Source organism: Campylobacter concisus (genome assembly GCF_015230015.1).
Taxonomy (GTDB): Bacteria; Campylobacterota; Campylobacteria; order Campylobacterales; family Campylobacteraceae; genus Campylobacter_A; species Campylobacter_A concisus_AF.
The window spans coordinates 1-19,446 of the sequence record NZ_JAAKZC010000018.1; the positions used below are offsets into that span (position 1 = coordinate 1).

The 19,446-nt window shown below is 34.3% G+C and carries 22 protein-coding genes and 4 pseudogenes; 18 read left to right on the forward strand and 8 right to left on the reverse strand.

The features are described from left to right. The 6 genes and pseudogenes from G6W42_RS08785 to G6W42_RS08810 form a co-directional block, all read left to right on the forward strand. A pseudogene (locus G6W42_RS08785) lies at nucleotides 1–332 on the forward strand (Cj0814 family flagellar-dependent secreted protein); the annotation flags it as partial. 105 nt (nucleotides 333–437) lie between these two features. Continuing rightward, nucleotides 438–2,192, forward strand: a complete 1,755-nt coding sequence (locus G6W42_RS08790) for a hypothetical protein (protein WP_002941437.1) — start codon at nucleotides 438–440, stop codon at nucleotides 2,190–2,192. A 91-nt stretch (nucleotides 2,193–2,283) separates the two neighbouring features. Beyond that, entirely contained in the window at nucleotides 2,284–3,417 is a 1,134-nt protein-coding gene (locus G6W42_RS08795) for a Cj0814 family flagellar-dependent secreted protein (protein WP_194173715.1), read from the forward strand. 12 nt (nucleotides 3,418–3,429) lie between these two features. Further along, entirely contained in the window at nucleotides 3,430–4,221 is a 792-nt protein-coding gene (locus tag G6W42_RS08800; RefSeq protein ID WP_374188113.1) for a cell surface protein, read from the forward strand. Nucleotides 4,222–4,237: 16 nt separating this feature from the next. After that, entirely contained in the window at nucleotides 4,238–5,404 is a 1,167-nt protein-coding gene (locus tag G6W42_RS08805; protein WP_087584841.1) for a Cj0814 family flagellar-dependent secreted protein, read from the forward strand. 12 nt (nucleotides 5,405–5,416) lie between these two features. Continuing rightward, a pseudogene (locus G6W42_RS08810) lies at nucleotides 5,417–6,219 on the forward strand (cell surface protein). 81 nt (nucleotides 6,220–6,300) lie between these two features. Here G6W42_RS08810 and G6W42_RS08815 read toward each other — a convergent pair. Together G6W42_RS08815 and G6W42_RS08820 are read right to left on the reverse strand one after the other, a co-directional pair. Then, the gene (locus tag G6W42_RS08815) at nucleotides 6,301–7,137 is read right to left on the reverse strand and encodes a polyribonucleotide nucleotidyltransferase (RefSeq protein WP_087584840.1); all 837 of its coding nucleotides are present in this window, start codon (nucleotides 7,135–7,137) and stop codon (nucleotides 6,301–6,303) included. A 115-nt stretch (nucleotides 7,138–7,252) separates the two neighbouring features. Beyond that, on the reverse strand, nucleotides 7,253–8,248 hold the full coding sequence (locus G6W42_RS08820; RefSeq protein WP_346010471.1) for a Cj0814 family flagellar-dependent secreted protein: 996 nt from the start codon (nucleotides 8,246–8,248) through the stop codon (nucleotides 7,253–7,255). Nucleotides 8,249–8,322: 74 nt separating this feature from the next. On the opposite strand from G6W42_RS08820, the gene G6W42_RS10880 reads away from it, so the two are divergent. The 4 genes from G6W42_RS10880 to G6W42_RS10895 are packed head-to-tail and all read left to right on the forward strand — an operon-like array spanning nucleotide 8,323 to nucleotide 10,166. Beyond that, nucleotides 8,323–9,306, forward strand: coding sequence for a recombinase family protein (locus G6W42_RS10880; RefSeq protein ID WP_021086466.1), 984 nt, complete (start codon nucleotides 8,323–8,325; stop codon nucleotides 9,304–9,306). 1 nt (nucleotide 9,307) lies between these two features. Further along, a complete protein-coding gene (locus G6W42_RS10885; protein ID WP_429807978.1) occupies nucleotides 9,308–9,508 on the forward strand; it encodes a recombinase zinc beta ribbon domain-containing protein in 201 nt (66 codons plus the stop codon). A gap of 6 nt (nucleotides 9,509–9,514) precedes the next feature. After that, nucleotides 9,515–9,910, forward strand: coding sequence for a DUF4368 domain-containing protein (locus tag G6W42_RS10890; RefSeq protein ID WP_009295471.1), 396 nt, complete (start codon nucleotides 9,515–9,517; stop codon nucleotides 9,908–9,910). Continuing rightward, nucleotides 9,852–10,166, forward strand: a complete 315-nt coding sequence (locus G6W42_RS10895; protein ID WP_009295470.1) for a hypothetical protein — start codon at nucleotides 9,852–9,854, stop codon at nucleotides 10,164–10,166. Before G6W42_RS10890 ends, G6W42_RS10895 begins: the two co-directional genes overlap by 59 nt. A 2-nt stretch (nucleotides 10,167–10,168) precedes the next feature. Here G6W42_RS10895 and dcm read toward each other — a convergent pair whose 3' ends face one another. Next, nucleotides 10,169–11,350, reverse strand: a complete 1,182-nt coding sequence (gene dcm, locus G6W42_RS08840; RefSeq protein WP_009295469.1) for a DNA (cytosine-5-)-methyltransferase — start codon at nucleotides 11,348–11,350, stop codon at nucleotides 10,169–10,171. Nucleotides 11,351–11,452: 102 nt separating this feature from the next. Here dcm and G6W42_RS08845 point away from each other — a divergent pair, with 102 nt between their 5' ends. From G6W42_RS08845 to G6W42_RS08870, 8 genes and pseudogenes are all read left to right on the forward strand, one after another. Then, the gene (locus G6W42_RS08845) at nucleotides 11,453–12,370 is read left to right on the forward strand and encodes a type II restriction endonuclease (RefSeq protein ID WP_103609405.1); all 918 of its coding nucleotides are present in this window, start codon (nucleotides 11,453–11,455) and stop codon (nucleotides 12,368–12,370) included. Between the two features lie 77 nt (nucleotides 12,371–12,447). Then, nucleotides 12,448–12,801, forward strand: coding sequence for a cupin domain-containing protein (locus tag G6W42_RS08850; RefSeq protein ID WP_009295467.1), 354 nt, complete (start codon nucleotides 12,448–12,450; stop codon nucleotides 12,799–12,801). A gap of 501 nt (nucleotides 12,802–13,302) precedes the next feature. Next, nucleotides 13,303–13,491: pseudogene (locus tag G6W42_RS10580) on the forward strand (DUF3847 domain-containing protein); the annotation flags it as partial. Nucleotides 13,492–14,260: 769 nt separating this feature from the next. Further along, nucleotides 14,261–14,605, forward strand: coding sequence for a hypothetical protein (locus G6W42_RS10380; RefSeq protein ID WP_009295465.1), 345 nt, complete (start codon nucleotides 14,261–14,263; stop codon nucleotides 14,603–14,605). A gap of 201 nt (nucleotides 14,606–14,806) precedes the next feature. Then, a complete protein-coding gene (locus G6W42_RS10900; RefSeq protein ID WP_009295464.1) occupies nucleotides 14,807–15,031 on the forward strand; it encodes a hypothetical protein in 225 nt (74 codons plus the stop codon). After that, a complete protein-coding gene (locus tag G6W42_RS10905) occupies nucleotides 14,985–15,344 on the forward strand; it encodes an ATP-binding protein (protein ID WP_009295463.1) in 360 nt (119 codons plus the stop codon). The genes G6W42_RS10900 and G6W42_RS10905 overlap by 47 nt, the downstream gene beginning before the upstream one ends. Continuing rightward, nucleotides 15,345–15,641: an ATP-binding protein gene (locus tag G6W42_RS10910; protein ID WP_107698022.1), complete on the forward strand. Its 297-nt coding sequence runs from the start codon at nucleotides 15,345–15,347 to the stop codon at nucleotides 15,639–15,641. 61 nt (nucleotides 15,642–15,702) lie between these two features. Further along, nucleotides 15,703–15,876: a transposon-encoded TnpW family protein gene (locus tag G6W42_RS08870; protein WP_009295461.1), complete on the forward strand. Its 174-nt coding sequence runs from the start codon at nucleotides 15,703–15,705 to the stop codon at nucleotides 15,874–15,876. Nucleotides 15,877–16,548: 672 nt separating this feature from the next. Here the strand turns inward: G6W42_RS08870 and G6W42_RS08875 are convergent. The 5 genes and pseudogenes from G6W42_RS08875 to G6W42_RS08890 form a co-directional block, all read right to left on the reverse strand. Further along, nucleotides 16,549–18,144 (reverse strand): relaxase/mobilization nuclease domain-containing protein, encoded by a 1,596-nt coding sequence (locus G6W42_RS08875; protein ID WP_194173716.1) that lies wholly within the window; start codon nucleotides 18,142–18,144, stop codon nucleotides 16,549–16,551. A 47-nt stretch (nucleotides 18,145–18,191) separates the two neighbouring features. Next, nucleotides 18,192–18,521 carry a plasmid mobilization protein gene (locus G6W42_RS08880; protein ID WP_194173717.1) on the reverse strand — a complete coding sequence of 110 codons (330 nt, stop codon included), beginning with the start codon at nucleotides 18,519–18,521 and terminating at the stop codon, nucleotides 18,192–18,194. Nucleotides 18,522–18,884: 363 nt separating this feature from the next. Next, a pseudogene (locus G6W42_RS10915) lies at nucleotides 18,885–19,022 on the reverse strand (type II toxin-antitoxin system RelE family toxin); the annotation flags it as partial. Nucleotides 19,023–19,037: 15 nt separating this feature from the next. Further along, nucleotides 19,038–19,172 carry a type II toxin-antitoxin system RelE family toxin gene (locus G6W42_RS10920; protein ID WP_430640622.1) on the reverse strand — a complete coding sequence of 45 codons (135 nt, stop codon included), beginning with the start codon at nucleotides 19,170–19,172 and terminating at the stop codon, nucleotides 19,038–19,040. Then, on the reverse strand, nucleotides 19,162–19,413 hold the full coding sequence (locus G6W42_RS08890) for a type II toxin-antitoxin system Phd/YefM family antitoxin (protein WP_103609401.1): 252 nt from the start codon (nucleotides 19,411–19,413) through the stop codon (nucleotides 19,162–19,164). The genes G6W42_RS10920 and G6W42_RS08890 overlap by 11 nt, the downstream gene beginning before the upstream one ends. Nucleotides 19,414–19,446 lie beyond the last annotated feature (33 nt).

Below are 19,446 nucleotides of genomic sequence, written 5' to 3' on the forward strand. Positions count from 1 at the left end.
GCTATACAAAGGAGCAAATCTTTGTAGCATTTTTAAAAAACGAGCAAGGTCTTGTGCTACAAGGTGGCACAACAAGGATAACTGACGAGGCTCTTAGTGTGTATAAAAGTTCATTAATACTTACAAAGCAAGATAGAAGCGAGATAGGCATACCAAAGGCTTATTATGATGAGATACTATCTGGCAAGAAAGATCTAAAAGATATACTAGCCAGGATTTTAAAGCTTAGAAATTTAGAGCTAAAAAAAGATCAAACGCTTGAGGGGCTAGCAAGCAAGATAATGGACGTTTTAAAAGAATTTGATGAGAGGATGAAGACAAGAGAGCTTTAAAAAATATAACATAGAAGGCATTCGCTCTAAGCCATTTTGGCTACCATACTACTAAACATTTTTTATATTTGCCGATATAAGATATATATTTTAAAAGGATTTAAAATGAATGTATCACCAAATTTAGAGCCCATAAATATAAATTTACCCAAAGATATGATCTATTCAAGGGTCCTTCTTGGCGTAGATAGAGTGCAAACTTTAGACAATACAAATTTAAAGTCTGAGCTTAAAGACATAGCTACTAAGCTTATCTCAAATAGCACCTACTCTATCATCCAAAATGCTAGCACCAGTGGCGTGAAGTCAGAGTATGCTAAAGCAGACAACGGAACAAACGATGCTTTTTCTTATGTGGATATACAAAGAAGAAACTGGGACAAAAAAGACTTTGAAAACAAATATCTCTTTGGCGAAGATGCCTCAGCATTAAGAAAAGTGGATCAAACTAGAACCTATTTCTCATCCATAAATTCAAAAACTCCCATTAAGCCCATTGCGGCAGCAGATACTAAATTTACAAATTTAAATGACTACGCTTATGAAAAAACGATAAAAACCTCACTGGGTGACGTGGAGGTCTTTTTGGATCTTTATGACGATAATGACAAACTAGGCATAGGCAAGCTAGATGCAAATGGATTTTTATTTAACTTTGATAGCAACAAGGACGGAGTGATAAATTCTGGTGATAAATACTTTAATAAGCTAAAAGTTAGAGGCTACGATAAAGACGGAAACGAGAAAATTTTCAAACTAAGCGAAGTTTTAAGCGAGATAAACCTTAACGACTTTATCAAAAAAGATATTAGAAATTTAAGCCATGAGGCTATGGACTTTGCTAGCAAAAATACGGTTGATTACAGAGTTAGTTTAAATAACTCAAACCCTTATACTCTATTTTCAGCCGAGTATCGCTACCAAAAGATAGACAAAGAAGAGACTAATAAATTTTTCAAAGACCATGCAGACAAAGACGGCTGGGTAGATCTTAGGGATAATAAGATATTTAACGAAGAGAGTGGCTTAAACAACTTTGCCTATGAGAAGGTTGGCTTTGACGGCAAGAAAAAGCTTAGCGAGTTTAACCCTATCATAAAACCTTCTGGATCTAAACAAGATGAGAGCTTTTCATACGCAGGCTATCAAAAAGATAGCTTTATGAAATTTTATAACGACTACCAAAAAGAGTCTAGCGCTCACAGCAAAGATGTAGAGTGGATAAGCAAAAATTTAAAAGAAAATGATGTAGAAGACGCAGATGATCTCATCTCAAAGCTAAAAGCCACAAAGTCATCTTATATGATCGCTATGGAGAGTGAGTTTGAAAAAGCGACTGCGCTTGAGTTTAGCCTAGAAAATTTAGAAAGAGTAAAGCATGCTTTTGAAAGTGATACTAGCAAGGCAGCAGCTGCTCTAAAGGACACAGACAGCGTAATAGCCATGAAGCTAAACAAAAATGGCACTATCACGCTTAAATTTGATAGTGGAAGAGAGCTAGAGGTAAAAGAAATTTATAGCGACACTGGCAAGCTAATCAGCAAAGACGACAAAGATAGCAAAAGAGCAAGTATAAATTTAGATGCTAAGAGCATGAATGATGTAGAGCTAAATAGACTTGACTTTAAAGATATAGGCATAAAGAAAGACGAGAAGATATCTAGCCTAAAAGAGCTTGGAGCAAAGCTAGTTAAAAACCTCTCTGATAAATTTACAAGCAAATTCCTAATCAGACTTGAAAACGGCAAAAGTATCACCACCAAAGAAATTTACAACATCACCTACCTTGAAAATGACCTAAAATTTAAAGAGCTATCTAGCAAAGATAGGCTTTATAAAAAGGTAGATACGAGAGTTTAGGAGTAAATTTATGCAGACCAAAAACCCTTGGCAAAATAAAACTTTTTACAAAAAAGACGATATCTTTGGTATGAAGCTAAAAGGATACTAGATGATAAACGCACTTGGTAGCTACCCCTTAAATTTAGAGCAGAATATAAAGGTATCAACCAAAGTTGCCACCAAACAAACAAGCTCAGAGGTTTTAGGCTACAAGGTAGATAAGGATGGCTACTTTACAGATGAGTTTAATAAGCAAGCTGGTATCCCAAGTGATTATAAAATTCACTCAAGCACGTTGGAGTCTTTAGTCAGATCAAACGACATAATGGACCCAGACATCAAGAATTTTAAAAGTATCGATATAGCTAAAACAGTTGGCAACGCTTATAGGTTGCTAGCTCAAGTAGTTGGCGAAGATACACTAAGCTCAAAAGAAAGCTTCAGCGCAGATGATATAAGAAATTTCCCTCAAGGCTTTTCTTATGATCGACAAAGCCTGCAAGTAGATAAAAGATACGCTAGTGCTAGTGAGTATTCTGCGGTAGAAGATAGCTTTGTGCATACGCCAACAAAGACCATAAGCACGCTCTTTTACAATGGCTCTTTGTCTATTGCGGCAGATAAGCAGATACATCCAAAAAACGTAACATACATCTTTAACAACGCAAATGGCGGTAAAGAAAACACGGTCATTGGTATATTTATGGATCCACACGGAGAAAAATACACTAACAAAGATGGCTCCATAACTAAAGGTGGTCTTATAGCTGGCGTGCTAAATCACAACCTAGACATATACGAGGGCGAAACCACTGCGATAGGCAAATATGGCGGCTATGATAAAAACATCAACACAAAAGAATTTCAAAGGTCATTTAATGCCTTTAACGCTATGTGGCAAATGGCTTATGGGGTAAATTTCTCAAAAGCAGATGATGGTGCTGTCTCTATGCTGCCTGATTATATGCAAGATTATGTGAGACACAGACAAAGCCTTGATAAATTTAGCGACCAAGAAGACGAACTCTCATTTAAAAAGATGATGGAGCATAATCTAAAAATGCTAAAGCTACTCTTTGGTGAGATAGATAAAGATGGCAAAAATAGCAAAGACTTTATGGATAGCTTTTTAAAATTTAGTATGCCACCTTTAAATTTAGTAAAAGAGCTAAATAAAAACCCAGCTGGAAAATACCTAATAGATATGCTTGGTATAAAAAGAGATGTTGATATAAAGGCATAAAGGGGAGTTGAAATGTTTATTACTACCTATAATGGATCGATGCAATATAAAGAAATTTTAGATGACTACATAGCTCATGGCAATAAAAATTTATCTGCAGAAGATGAGAAAGCTAAAGTTGATGCTTATATGCAAGGACCATTTGGTGTTGGACTAGATAAGATAATCGGTATAGAAGAAGGAACGGAAGACTGGATAACAAAAACCATAGATAAAATAGATAGTATGCTATCAAACAAATACACCCCAGAAGAGCGAAGAGCTCTATACGGAAAATATCCAGAAACCATAGAAAAAGCGATAGATTGGGAACTTCAAGGCTATATGGATTTTCTGAGGGATAACTCTATAGACGGCAAACCAACAATAGAAGGTAAGATGATAGGTCTTGGTACAAAAGAAGAAGAGGCCGATCTAAGAGCATTTATGGACAGTATGTCTTCTCTTTATCCAAATAATAACAAGGAGTCTCTTAGTCTTTTAAGTAGAACTGATCTAAGCATAGAAGAGTTTAAGACTTTATTTGCCAAAGCAAGAGAAAAAGCAACAAAGGATGTTGAAGAACAAAGAAAGCAGATAATTAAGGAAGAGCAAGAATACAATGCAAATTTTGCTAAAGAGCAAAATGAGAAGACATTTAAACCTATGCAGGTTAAAAAGAAGTATGAGACCTATGATATAAACAAGGATCAAAAATTTCTCTACGCAAGAGAGCTTTTAAATTTCAAAGAAAAAAGAGGCATAGATGTCTTAGAGCTTATGCAAAAGATAGATAAGAAGCAAATTTTAAATAAGATGGTTTAAATTTAAAGGATCTAAGATGATAAACACACTTGGTAGCTACCACTTAAATTTAGAGCAGAACATAAAGGTATCAACCAAAGTTTCTACCAACCAAACCAGCTCAGAGGTTTTAGGCTACAAGGTAGATAAGGATGGCTACTTTACAGATGAGTTTAATAAACAAGCTGGCATCCCAAGTGATTATAAAATTCACTCAAGCACGCTGGAGTCGTTAGTAAATGTTGCAGAGGGGACATCGTTTTTTAGTCGCACCTTTAAAAGCATAGATATAGCAAAGACTGCTGGCAATGCCTACAAAATCCTCTCACAAGTAGTTGGCGAAGATACATTAAATTCAAAGGATAGCTTTAGCTTAGACGAGATAAGAAATTTCCCTCAAGGCTTTTCTTATAACCGCCAAAGTATGCAAGTAACTAAAATCCATAACTCCATTCATGAATTTGGCTCGGCTGCGGCTGATTTTAACGGCAAAGAGTCAAATAAGCAGATGATAAGCACGCTTTTTTTCAACCCAAGCTTTAATGGTGGAGATGGCAGGCAGCCACTAAAGCCAACAACAGATATCTTTAACAATAACAATGGCGGCAAAGAGAGTGTAGGCAGTGGTGTTTTTATCGATCCGCATGGAGAGAAATACACTAATAAAGATGGCTCTATAACTAGAGGCGGGCTTTTAGCAGCCGTCATAAATAGCAACCTTGACGTCAAAGAAGGTGAAACCACCGTTTTTGGAAAGAAGCAAGGCTTTGATAAGAGCGTAGATAGTAAAGAATTTAGTAGGGCATTTGAGCTATTTGAGCTTATGGGTGAGATGAAATTTGGAGCAAATTTCAACAAAGCAAGCGACTCTGATCTAGCTGGTATGCCTGAATACATGCAAGAGTATGTTAAGTATAAAAGAGACCTTGTCTATGTAGATCTAACGACTGGGTTTGTTGGTAAGTATTCAGATGAAGAAGACGAACTATCATTTAAAAAGATGATGGAGCATAATCTAAAAATGCTAAAGCTACTCTTTGGTGAGATAGATAAAGATGGCAAAAAGAGCAAAGACTTTATGGATAGCTTTTTAAAATTTAGCATGCCGCCTTTAAATTTAGTAAAAGAGCTAAACGAAAACCCAGCTGGAAAATATCTAGTAGATATGCTTGGTATAAAAAGAGATGTTGATATAAAGGCGTAAGGGGGAGTTAAAATGATAACTAGCATAAACGGACCTAGCAACACACCGATACAAGATAACACTATCCAAAAAGAAAATGCAACAGAAAATATAACCAAAGAAGGTAAGCAAGACAAAAACGCTACCGAAGAAAAATTTGACTACTCAAAGAATCTTTTTAAACCCTGGAGCGAAACTATAAAAGAATTTATAGATATAGACAAAAGTAAAGAGGGCTGGATAGCAGATACTATAAATCGAATTGATAATATGCTATCTAATTACACCATTCAAGAAAGACGAGCTCTATCAGCAAAAAGAGAGCCAGAAAACATGGAAGAATTTAGAGTTCGCGAACTCCAAGATTACATGGACTGGTTGCTTACAAACTCTATAGACGGCAAACCAACGATAGTTGGTAAAATGGTTGGTCTTGGCACAGCAGAACAAGAGGCGGAACTAGAAGCTTTTGTAAAATCATTTTCTGAAGACACAATGATGAGTAATGATGGTGCTGCTTTGTTTGTTAGAGCTGATCTAAGTATAGAAGAGTTTAAAAAGCTTTATAGAGAAGATGTAGAAAAAACTACGAAAGAGCATAAAGAATTTCTAACTAAACTACACAAAGAAGAACAAGAATACAATGCAAATTTTGCCAAAGAGCAAAATGAGAAGAAATTTAAACCTATGCAGGTTAAGAAGAAGTATGAGACCTATGATATAAACAAGGATTCTATGCAAGAGAGCTTTTAAATTTCAAAGAAAAAAGAGGCATAGACATCTTAGAGCTTATGCAAAAGATAGATAAGAAGCAAATTTTAAATAAGATGGTTTGATGAATAAAACAGAATGAGGATAATCCTCTATCTTGTCATAGGATGACTTAGTGGCGGCTTGCGCTAAATACAAAGATAAATTTAAACCTTTTTATCGACAACCTTTTTACCATTTTCTTCAAGTTTTTGCATGATACGAAGCACATCGATACCTCGTTCTCTCTCAAGTTCTTGAAGCTTAAGTAAATATGAGAATTTCTCATCCTTAGTAATGTCATAAGTTTCAGTGTTTTTGCTTTCAGCTTGGATGGGAGTAAATTTTTTCTCTTTGGTGTCGTCTTTTTCTTCTTCAACGCTCTCTATATCCTGAAGACCTTTTTCATTCATCTCTTTTAGTATATTGACAGCATTTTTGGCATCTTCGCCAGATAAAGTTATGTTAAACCGCTCTTTTAATGCATATTTAGCCCACTCCTCTTTAAACTCATCAACGCTCATATCGCTATCAAGCAGATCAACAGTCCTTGAGTTTTGCATAAATAGCAGTTGTCGATCGCCACTATATTCATTTAAAAATTCATTTACAGTGTATGGGATATCTCTTAAAATTTTTGGCTTATCACTGTCTGGTTTTGCTTGCTGACCTTGTATATACTCTACAAACAAACCCTTGCTTTCATTTATGAAATTTTTAAGATCTGATAGCTGCTCGCTTGTAAAATCAGGATCATAGCCTCTAAGCTTTCCTATGATAGTGACTTTTGCTTCATCGCCTTTTGTAAAGCCAGATAGTGGATATATGTGTCTATCGTAAGCCGCAGCTTGAGCTTTTCTATCAAGCCTTGCGTATTTAGGAAAGCTCATACCATATCCCATGTCGTTACTAAGTATCTCGTTAATATCGTTAAATTTAAACCCCATCTCACTAGCTATGTGTTCTCTAGACAGATAAGGATATGGCGAGCTAGAAATTTGCATTTTACTATCCTTAGTAAATTTTAAACTACTCAACGATTTTCAAAATTTGTTTGAGTAAGGTTTTTCTTTGATTTAAATCGACCTTTCAACAATTTAGTTTATATATAGCCTATCTCTACACAAAAGTATTGCTGATAGCGCTTATCCTCCCACTCCAAGAATTTGCTAGAGAATTTATATCCTCTCTAGTTGGCTTAAATTTCTCATACTCGTTTGAAGTGACACTCTCTGCGTTAGTGTTCTTTGATCTTGCATACATCAAAAGCGTTAGCTCTTTAAGCCTCTCTTTTATGAGTGCTTTTATGCTCTCGTTATCCTTGCCCGCCTTTTCAAAATCCACAAAGTACTCTTTATGCTCTCCAGTGCTTGAGATATCATTTAGCGCAGCGCTACTAAGCTTAGTCTTTGCACTATCACTAGGTAGCGGTCTAGAACTGCGTAAAAATCCCATAAAAAGAGCTTCTTTACTGTAGCCTTCATCTGACTTATAAAAAGAGATATCAGGGTTAAAGCTAAACTCATCACCTGCCTCGCTCATCGTAAAATCAACCTCTTTTACTATGAGCCTAACGCCTGCACTTGAAAGCTCTTTGCTAAGAGATTTAGCGCTATTTAGCTCATCAGTGCTAGAGTAGATGTTTGAGATAGTAGAGTTTGATAGATCTTTTAGCAAATGTCCTTTGGTATCATAGTGAGTGCCTTTTGTGCTGTAACCTTTTGGTAGTTTGCCTATATCTGCAAGGGTGTAGCTCTTTTTATCATCACCTAAAGCAGAGGTCATTTGATCAAATAGTCTGTAGTAGTGCCTTATAGTGTCGGCCATATCGATGTTATCAAAGATCTTTATCTGCTCGTCTTTGCTCTTGATACGGTTTAGCACATGGTTGCGCTCGGCAAATCGACTAAGCTCATCAAGCGTACTTTTATGGATTTTAAAGTCATGTGGCAAGCCTGCTGCTTTGTTAAAGTCAGCTCCCATAAAACCTGCTTTATCTACTGTGTAGCCGTAAGCTTGAAGATCACTGAAATTTAAAGAGATGAGGCTGTTTTGAGAGGGAATAGTATAAGTAAATTTAGCTGGCTCTTGGAGTAATAGAATTAAGGAGAACACTTAATCACTATATTAGTGAAATATGTACTTCTTAATTCTTTTTTATTTAAGAAACTAAGAGAAAGGGGGTAAAAATGAGGAATTATGAAAAGATAACAGCACTCTATGAGAGATTAAGTCGTGATGATGAACTTCAAGGAGAAAGCAATTCTATTGTAAATCAAAAGAAAATCCTTGAAGAATATGCAGGTAAAAATAATTTAAGCAACATCATACATTTTACAAATGATGGAATAAGCGGAACACAGTTTGATAGACCGGGCTTTATGGCAATGATGAACGGAGTTAATCAAGGTAATATAATAGGTTGTATAATCGTAAAAGATATGAGTAGACTTGGCAGAGACTATCTTAAAGTCGGTCAATGTATGGAAATCTTAAGACAAAAGGGAGTTAGGCTCATTGCTATCAATGATAATGTAGATAGCTTTTATAGAGAAGATGATTTTACCCCTTTTAGAAATATTATGAATGAATGGTATACAAGAGATACTTCAAGAAAAATACAATCTACATTCAGGTCAAAGGGGGAAAGCGGAAAGCATACGGCAAGCTCTCCACCTTATGGATATATCAAAGATGAAAAAGACAAAGATAAGTGGATTGTAGATGAAAAAGCAGCGGAGATAGTAAGGAGAATATTCAATCTGACCATGCAAGGCAATGGTCCGTATCGAATAGCAAAGATATTGGAAAGTGAAAAAGTAGATATACCTGCTTACCATCAGCAAAAATTAGGATATGGACTACATCAAAGCAAAGTGTTTGAACATCCTTATCGTTGGTGCAGTTCTACAATTGTAAGTATCTTAAAGAAACAGGAATATTTAGGTCATACTGTAAACTTCAAAACAAGAAAGCATTTCAAGGATAAGAAAAGCAAATATGTATCTGAAGAAAACTGGCTGATATTTGAAAATACCCACGAGGCAATTATAGACCAAGAAACCTTTGATAATGTGCAAAGGATAAGAGGAAATGTAAAAAGGTATCCCGATGGTTGGGGAGAATATCACCCTTTAACTGGGCCTTATGTATTATGCAGATTGTGGCAGTAAAATGTATGTTCATAGAACAAGTAATTACAAAAATATTCCCTACTACACTTGCAGTGCTTACACGAAAGTACCCTGTGGAACGCTTTGTCCATCTACTCACAGGATAAAAGCGGAAGCAGTCTTAAACCTTATACAGGAAACCTTAAAAGACATTAAAAAATATCTTGATGAAGATCACGAAGCCTTTATCCGTTCCATTTAAAATGAAATGGAAGAAAAGGAAAAAGTAGAGATAGAAAAGACAAAAATAAGATTAATGGAAAGTAAAAACAGGCTTCAGGAACTTGAACGATTGATGTGCCGTATTTACGAAGATATGATACTTGAAAAAATACCAAGTAATAGATATGAGATACTTAACAGTCAATATGAAACAGAGCAAATAGCTTTAAGCAAAGAAATTAAAGACTTAGAGTTTGCAATATTAAGATATGAAAAAGAAACAGATAAGGCGAAAAAGTTTATATCTCTAATAAGCCGATATGAAAATTTTGATGAACTTACAACTACAATGATAAATGAGTTTGTAGAAAAGATTATTGTTCATGAAAGGAATAGAAAAAGTAGTCAAACATCAAAGCAAAAAAATAGAGATATATTTTAATTTTATCGGTAACTATGAGCCACCAAAAGAAGAATTGACTGAAGAAGAAGAAAGATTAAAAATTGAGGAAGAAGAGAGAAAAATCAAGGAAAGAAAAGATAGACTTCATCAAAACTACTTAAAGCGTAAAGTAAATGGAAAACAACAGGAATATGAGGAAAGGTATAAGGCAAGGAGAGAACAGAGAAAACAAGAAAAATTAAAGGTTCTGAAAAGGGCAGGTATACAAGTTAATAAGTTAGAAAAAAGAGATTGAAGTTAGTTAATCTCTTTTTTAGTACAGGTATCAAGTATATCAATTATGTTATTTGCAATTGCATGGATAACAGTAACGGCAACAGAATTACCAAACTGTTTGTAACTTTGAGTATCACTTACAGGAATGATATAGTTTTCGGGGAAGCCTTGAAGTCTTGCAGCTTCACGAGGTGTTAGTTTTCGTGGATTTTTTCCTTTTTGCTCAATAAGTATTTCACTCCCGTCTTTATAATATCTTGCAGATAATGTATTTGTATAAGGACTGTTTTCATTGAACAATGTGTAACCAAATCCATTTCCCTTTATTTTATGTTCTTTCTTTCGTCGTTGATGACCTTGCCAAAGTGCATTTGAAATGGTGTATTTAGTATCAACATTTTGCTCTAAAATATTTCCCACAGAAACATCTGGGCAGGGAGGAATTGGAAAAGAAAAATCTTTATAGTTATCTATTTTATCCTTATCAAATCCAACAATGTAAATACGCTCTCTATTTTGTGGAACACCGAAGTCTTTTGCTTTAAGTATAATAGAATGAACATCGTAGTTTAAATCCTTTAATGTTTTTTCTATTGTTTTATAGGTACGACCTTTATCGTGAGATTTTAGGTTTTTGACATTTTCAAGAAGAAATGCCTTAGGTCGTTTCTCTTTAATAATTCTTGCAATTTCAAAAAATAATGTTCCACGAGTATCTTCAAAACCAAGCTTTTTACCGGCTTGACTAAATGCTTGACAAGGAAAACCACCGACAATAATATCATGATTAGGAATATCTTTTTCAGATATTTTTGTAATATCTCCAAAAGGAGTTTCACCAAAATTTGCCTTATATGTTTTTACTGCAAATTTATCAATTTCACTACTGAATACGACATTTGTTTTACCTGTTTGGTAAAATCCAAGCCTTGTACCACCAATTCCGGCAAATAAATCAATGATTTTATAGGGGGCATTTTCATTATTGGGGAAAGGTACTTTTTCAGGAAATGATAAAATATGTTTCAGCTCAATGGACGATGGCTGACTTTCTCCATTTTCCCATCTGCGAATTGTCCTATCTCCGAATTTGGACATACCAACAGCATCAGCTAATTCTTTTTGAGTCATTTGTAATCTGATACGCTTATTTTTTATTAAAATAGCAGGGGAATTATCTATGACTTGTGGTATAATATTCATATATATTCTCCTTTTTATATATGTTATTTCAAGGACTAACTGTCCTCTATTTGACACTATTGTACCATATAGAAGAAAATTTTTCAAGAAAGGAAAAGAGTTATGGCAAATATTTCTCTTGATGAATATAAAAACTTAGTTAAAGAAAAAAGGAAAGAAGGCTTTAAACAGCCTTATGACTTAGTTTATGATAATTTTATTACATTAGGATACGACAAAGCCCCTAAAGAATTCTTTTTAAGTAATGCAAGTGAAGTTGTTGAAAAACTTAGAAATAGCTGTTGGAGTGAATTTCAGCCATTAGAAAAAGACTTTACTTCAAAAATGCTAAAAGAGTTAGTTGATGATGAGTATATCAAAACTCTTACACCAATAGAGGCAATTACTTGGTTTGTGGAAGAATTTCCGGAACATATATATGCTTTGACTTTGTCAAATACTCAAAGTAGGAGGAGTAGAGCAGGTAAAGAATTTGAAAGTATTATAGAACTCATTTTGATTGGTGCAGGGATTCCACTTGACAGTCAAGGTAATATAGGTAAACAAGAGTTTGTCAATAAAGGTCTTGGTAAATTGGTAGATTTAGTTTCTCCGGGTGTTTTAGAATACATTGTAAATAAGAGAAATACTGTCTTAATTAGTGCAAAAACCACATTAAGAGAAAGATGGCAAGAAGTACCTGAAGAAATGGGAAGAACAGGTGCAAGAGAAATGTTTTTAGCAACTCTTGATACTTCTATTAGCTCTGATGTATTGAACACTCTATATGAGGCTAATATACAAGTTACAACAACAAAAAATATAAAAGAAACATATTATTCCGATAATGAAAGGGTATTAACCTTTGAAAAGTTGGTTGAAATATGTTTAGACAATGTTTCTCATTGGAAAAATTTCAACTACACAGTAGAACAAAATGAGCAAATGATAGAGCTTATCACTAAGCAAATTGAAAAACACCAAAATCATAAATTTGTAGAAGAATATTATGATGAGCTATTAAAAAACATAAAGAAGTAGACAAATTAGAATTTGTCGGTATATCATTAAATCGCATTTTTTCGATTAAACTATGGAATACAAAGGAGCAAATAATCATGAGCGAACAGAGAATCTATTGCATGGACCTTGTAAAAAAAGAGGATCCGGAAAAGGCTGTCAGAACACCGTTTTATCAGACAGAATCTACAGGCGGATCGGTCTGGGTTATCAAACCCGGTCAGACATTGCAAAAGCACTATCACCACAATTCCGACGATATATGGATCGTCCTTCAGGGAGAGGGAATATTCTACCCCCAGCCTAATGAAGAGGTTCCATTCAAGAAAGGCCATGTCATAGTATCGAAGAAAGACTCCTGCCACGGAGCAAAAAATACTGGAGATGAGGATATCATCTTTGTAAGTATAGTAGCACCTGTCCCTTCCGACTATGATCCTATAAACGAGTGACAGGAAAATAAAATTCCCGTTTGACAAAGGATTGTGATTATACTTGAGAAAGAAAAATGTTTATATAACATTGGGATACATAGCTGTATATCTGGTGATATATTGGTGAGAGCAACTTGATTGGTTGGCTATTTACTAATATTTCAACTGGTGAGCATAGTTATTTATATGGTTGGTTGCTCAGTAGTAATCTGTTTTGGTATGCACTTGCGATTTCTGCGCTTCCTTCTCTTTGGGGTAAGTTTAAGTTTTCGGCTGTTACTACGGCGGGATTTATTGTAGGTATTGTAGCAGGCATAATCGTTGAGAAATACAAGAAGTAAGTCAAATTTCAGTTTGTCGAGCTGAATAATACAGATTCAAGACGATAGAAAGTAAAACATCTATCGTCTTTTCTTATGAAAAAAACTTGAAAGGAGATGAAATTTATGGACAATAAAAACAGAATTAGAAAAAGTAAAAGAAAAGATTGAAAGCAAGTAAGAAGAAAAAAAATATGAAAAGAAACTATCTCAGCTTAAAAATCAGGAAAAGAAAATCAGAAAGCAAACGAGCCTTGAAGAAAGAAAAAAGCGAAACCATAGATTGATAGAGCGAGGAGCAATCTTAGAAAGTTTAATTGAGGGAGCAAGCGAGAAAAGTAATGAAGAAATAAAGGCTATTTTGCAAAGAGCATTTCAAAAAGACTAAGAAACGCAAGGACATAGTATAATTGTAATTCCCTTAGATTTTCTAAGGGCGCAATTATACACCCTTTAGGTGTCCTTGCGACCTGCGGTGCTTTTACCCTTGCGGGGAGCAAAGAAAAAAGCCGAAGCATTTTTCCGTATTAAAGGCAAAAGACAACTGAATATAATTCATTCGCTTTTTTATCATCAAGGGTAAAGCACATTCACTATCGCTCACCCTTGACAATAAAAATTTGAAACAGATAGCTTACATTAAGCCGACATACTGAAACAACAAAAGTTAAAAGTATAGTCGGCTTTTTCTATTGTACCGTTTCAAAACGCTCATTCAGTTTATAGAAAAGCAAAAGTATTTTTAAGACCGACATCTAAAACAACAAAAGAAAAATAAGAAGATGACAAATGCCACATTCCCAAAATTGGAGTGTACCTAAATCAAAGACAGTACTAATCAAAGGGGGTAGTGAAACACGACTTCCTTAAAAGATAAAAGGAGTAACGATTTGTTGCTACATTTTCATAACAAAAGATAGGAGAGAAAAATGGCAGATAAAAGGATGTTTTCAATAAAGATAGTGGATAGCGACTTATTTTTGGATATGCCATTAAGTAGCCAATGCCTGTATTTTCATCTATCTATGAGGGCAGATGATGATGACTTAAAAATTCTAATTACAAAAGGTTTTGTAATTGTCTTTTAAAGAGGGGTTATAGTCATTACCTATTGGAAGATAAATAACTACATCAGAAATGACAGACGAAAAGAAACGATGTATCTTGAAGAAAAGCAAAGTATAACGCAAACGGAAAATGGAGCATATATCAAGGTTGAAAATCTTGGTATACCAAATGACAACCAAGTGTCAACCGTTTGTCCGCATAGTATAGTTAAGGGTAGATTAGATAAGAGGAGAATAGAACAGGTTGCCCCAGTGTCCCTTTATGGAGAGTATCAAAATATTCATTTAACCGATGAAAAATACCAAAATCTAAAAGATAGGCTGAAAGGTCATACAGATACAATGACTGAAAAGCTATTAAGATATATCAAAAGTAAAGGCACAGACTACAAAGACCACTATGTAACAATCCTTAATTGGTATGAATTGGTATGAACAGGATAAAGAAAAGATATCACAGAAAAATAATCAAAATAAAAGCCATAGAACCTATTCAACCAACTATGAAGACAGCGACAGCCTATAAAAGGTGTTTTTAAGGGTTTAATCATAAAAGAGGTGTCAGACTATGGTTAAGATAAAAATAAGCCTTAAAAACGCATTATAGAGCCTGATGTAGAAAAGGAGACTAAAATTATGAATGATAAAGAAAATATGATTACTACAAAAATTCAAGGGACAGATTTTATCTACAACAAAGATACTCACTATGAAGAAGACGGACATATCTATTGCAAGATTTGTAATGAAAGAATAGACGGTAAGGTAATTCCGATGTTGGATAAGCCTATGATTATCAGAACGGCTTGTAAATGTGATAGAGATAGAGCTGAACAAGAAAAAACTGTTAAAACAAGATAGGTTGAGACAAAGCTGCTTTATATCCAAAAATCAAATAGCCTACACCTTTAAAAATGCCGATGAAGATACAGATAAGGAAATCATCAAAAAAGCAAAGAACTATGTAAAACATTTTGAAGAAATGAGAAAAGATAATGTTGGACTGTTACTTTACGGAAATGTAGGAAGTGGCAAGACCTATGTAGCTTGTGCTATTGCCAACGCTATAATTACAGAATATAGCCATACAGTAAAAATGAGGAACTTTGCACAGATATTAAACGACTTACAAAAAGGCGGCTTTAATCTTGATAGAAACGAATATATCGAATAGATAACAAGCCCTACCCTACTAATTCTTGATGATTTTGGAATAGAGAGAAATACAGAATATGCCTTAGAGCAAATTTACAATGTAATCAATGCAAGATACCTAAAGGCAAGACCAACCATTATAACTACTAACCTTAATTTCAAAGATATAGAAAAAGAACAGGAAGATATAATGCTTGGCAGGATTTATTCAAGGATAATCGAGATGTGTTTACCTCTTAGGATAACGGGACTTGATAGAAGAAAAATACAGAGCAAAGAAAAGCTGAAGAAAGCACAAAACTTAATAGATGAATGAGAGCGATTGGAAAAGTAAAAAATTCTAATCGCTTTTTAATTGCAAGAAAAGGAATGATGATATGCAAAAAAATAATACAGAAACAAAAACAATAAAGAAGATTGGAAAAACTACCTATGAAGTTGTTGTACATTTTAATAAAAATACTACTGAAACAATGCAAGACAAATTGAAACGCATAATGCTTAGAGAAATTGAGAGTGAAAAACATCAAAAAAATGATAAAAATGATTAGAAAGTCCTTGACAAGTTGTTACAGGTTTGGCTCGCTAATCTTTTCTTTGGTCTTTTGGTTAAAAATATCACTAAAATTTGCAGACCTGCCTTGTTTGTGCTGTTGCTTAGTGTATGAATTTATATTGGTGCTTAAGATGCTAATATCATTCGTGGTTTGCCTCCTAGCTTCTTGCTTTTTAAGTTTTAATTAAAGTAACCATAAAATAATTGACTATCCAAATTTATCAGTCAAAATAAACAAGTGACAAATATGCCAATCACAAAAATTACAAAAATTTACTTTTACTAAGTCATTCTTTGGTGGGACTGATTTAATTCCAGTATGCGCCAAAATTCAATTCAGATATTAGGGCGAGCATACTCTATGTAGCTACAAAATGTTACCATTTGCAGCTCCATAGAGGCTCGCAAGGAGAGCTTGCCGCTCCCTTGACCCACGCTAAAAAATATTTTCTTAATTAAAAATGGCCATGCAGGATAGGCTATTTTTAATAAAATATTAAGTTTACTAAGGGTAGCCATAAGTATAAAAAATAATTAGACTAAATTATTTTTTGTGGTCTGCAAAATATATTTTAGTAGATTTTTAAAATGGCAACGTAACAAATAAGGTTTTTTGGAAGTAATAAATGAGATGGTTTGTCTAATAAACTTAATATAGTCGCTAAATTTAAAACATATCTTCTAGGCTTTGAGTTTTTTCCTTGCATACATCACTTACATGGTGATGTATGCTGGTTTTTTTGGAGTATTCACGCTCCTCTATAAATTCTCTACATATTCTTGTAGCATCTTGTGCTCTATCTGTAAGCTCTCGTATGCTTCTCTCAAATTTTGGAATTTTTCTTCTGAATTTTTTAATTTTTCTTCCAAGCAAGATATTGAACTCTCGTACATATCTCTTTGTTGCTGCAAAGATTCCGTTAAGGCGTCGTTGCAATCTTTGTTCAAGCTCTTGACTTTCTTTGTTAGCTCTGTCACATTTGTCTGTAATATCGCGAGCTCCTTCTCGCAGTCTTGTTGCAAATTCATTATTTCTAATTCGTGTCTGTTCCTTTCGTCTTCGATCATCTTGGTCAAGCGCTCGTTCTCTTCTAGCAATGCTTTCTCTAATGCTGTCATCCTCTACTCCATTTTCATTAATATAAATTTCCTGCGCTCGTTCTCTGTTATCTCTTCGTCTTTTGGAATTGATATGTAATATTCCCTCTGGGTCTTGTCTGCAGTAGGTTGGCTGTATCTCCATTGTTTTGGTATCGCCCAAGCTACTTCTTCCTTTAATATCATTGCGTGCACTACCCAGCCAATTGCTATTCCCAAAATTAGTGCGGTAGCAACTGATAGCGAGATTATCACCGATCTGTCCTTGTGATGCAAGGATATTGTTTTTTGAAGTTCTTTCGACATATCTTTCTTGATTAAATCTATCTCTTTTAACAATAAGCTCCTCAAGTTTTCGCCTATTTTCTCTGCACTCTGCTTGTGTATTTCTATCATGGAATTCTCTAATTCTTCTGCTTGAGCTTTGGCTGAGTTCTCCAAGTCTTTGAGCACTGGTGAAGTCTGCATCGTATATTCCTCCTTTTAGACGATTTTTTGTTTTTTTAGTAGGCAGTATGATCGTTATGCCTTTTTTGTTGATCCTGGTTATTTCGATACCATTTTGTTTAAGAAGTTCAATCATGTGGTCTCTATTTTTAATATAGCCTTGCTTAACCAGATCGTGCAGCTTTTGGTCGAGCTCTTCCAAATTTTTATAATGATTGATGTTTTTCTTGCTAGACAATATAGTTTGCTCTTTTGCTGGATCATCTGGACTTGATAGTCCATACTCATCGTTAATGATCTTTTTAATTAGATCTATTCTAGTTTGATCATATTTAGCAAAATAAGGATTAAATGACCTGTCTGTTTCAAGATCTATCTTAGGGATAAGGAAATTTAACTCAAGCCGTCCATCCTTATCAGAATGCTCTACCCATAATACATTTGTACGTTCAAGCATATATTCACCCAAAAGAGCACGTTCAAAATCCTTAATGATTTTTAGTTTTTGCTCTTCAGTCAAAAAGTCATACTTCTCTTCAAATGATAAAACACCAAAGCAGGTCTTTTGTTTATAGGTGATGCCTTTTATAATAGCTCTAGTTAAATTTTCATCACCTTTTATAACTCTTGCTGTTCCAGCAGCTTTTCTCTCATTTAAAAGATAATTTATGCTCCCAAGGCCACCACCAGTATAAGTACGAAGAAATTTAACTAGCATCACTAGTGCCTTTATTTGTATTGATGCAAAGTAAATCAAGCAACATATTATTTACCCAATGCTTCATAAATTTTATGTAAGACATCATTATCGTCTGCTATGATCTTGATACCAACTCTATCTAGGCTTTGCCCACTATTTAATTTGGCAGCTATTTGGTTTATGTTTCGTCCATGTCTAGATAGTTCAGCTAAAAGCTCTCTCATAATTGGTGCATAAATCTGCTTAGATAACATAGCTCTTAAGGCAAATTTTGAGAAAGTTAGGCCACTTTCTTGTAATTTATCATTAATTACCAACCATTCTGCATTACTTAGCCTAAGTCTTTTAGTTATGACTTTGGTTACCTTGCGTTTTTTTATCTTTTCAGAACTCACGTAAATTTACTCCTAATCTAAGAAGAAGCTACTCAAAAATCCTATGTCATAAAATTTTTGGCAGACTTGCTCTTTAAATATCTTTTAAGGTTATTTTATAAAATTTCACAGCCTAAAACAAGGAATTCAGTAGGCTTCAGGCCGCTAAAATGCGTGTTTTTTAAAAATACTATGAAATATATAATATAATTTTTGTAGCTTTTAAATTTCTCTTAGAAATTTAGTCTAGTATGAAATAAAATAGTAAAAATAATAAATTTATAGAGGTTATGCTCATCATAAAATAGCACTTTAAATAGGACAAGCTAATAACATAAAATTAGTTACTAGCAAATCACAGAAGACTAAAGTCTAGCTTTATGCTTAGTTAAATTTATCCTTTAGCATCTCGTATACTTCGTTGTTCTCTCTTTTGCCAACAACTAGCACCAATACTACGATCTCATCATCTTTTACTTGATATGCCAAGCGATAGCCGACATCTCTTAGCTTGATCTTATAGACATCTTCATAGCCTCATAGCTTGTCCTTTGCAACCTTTGGGTTTTCTAGACGCTCACTTAGCTTCTTTTTAAACTGCACTTTTATGCTATTGTCAAGCTTTTGCCACTCTTTTAAAGCACTTGGTAAGAACTCTAACTCATAGCTCATCTAGACTTACTTTTACTGGCTTTTCACCACTTACTAGAGCAGCGTCTACTGCTTTGTTTAGATGATACTCTTCTATTATTTCTATCATTTTTTCATAGACAGCACTAGGTACTAGATATGCACTAGGGACATTGTGGTTTAGTATAGCTACGACATTATCTCCAGCTTGTTTTAAAATTTGAGCTGGAGACTTTTTTAGCTCGCTTATGCTAGCTGTGAAATTTGCTTGTATGGTTTGCATTTTTATCCTTTATTTAATACCTAAAATAATACT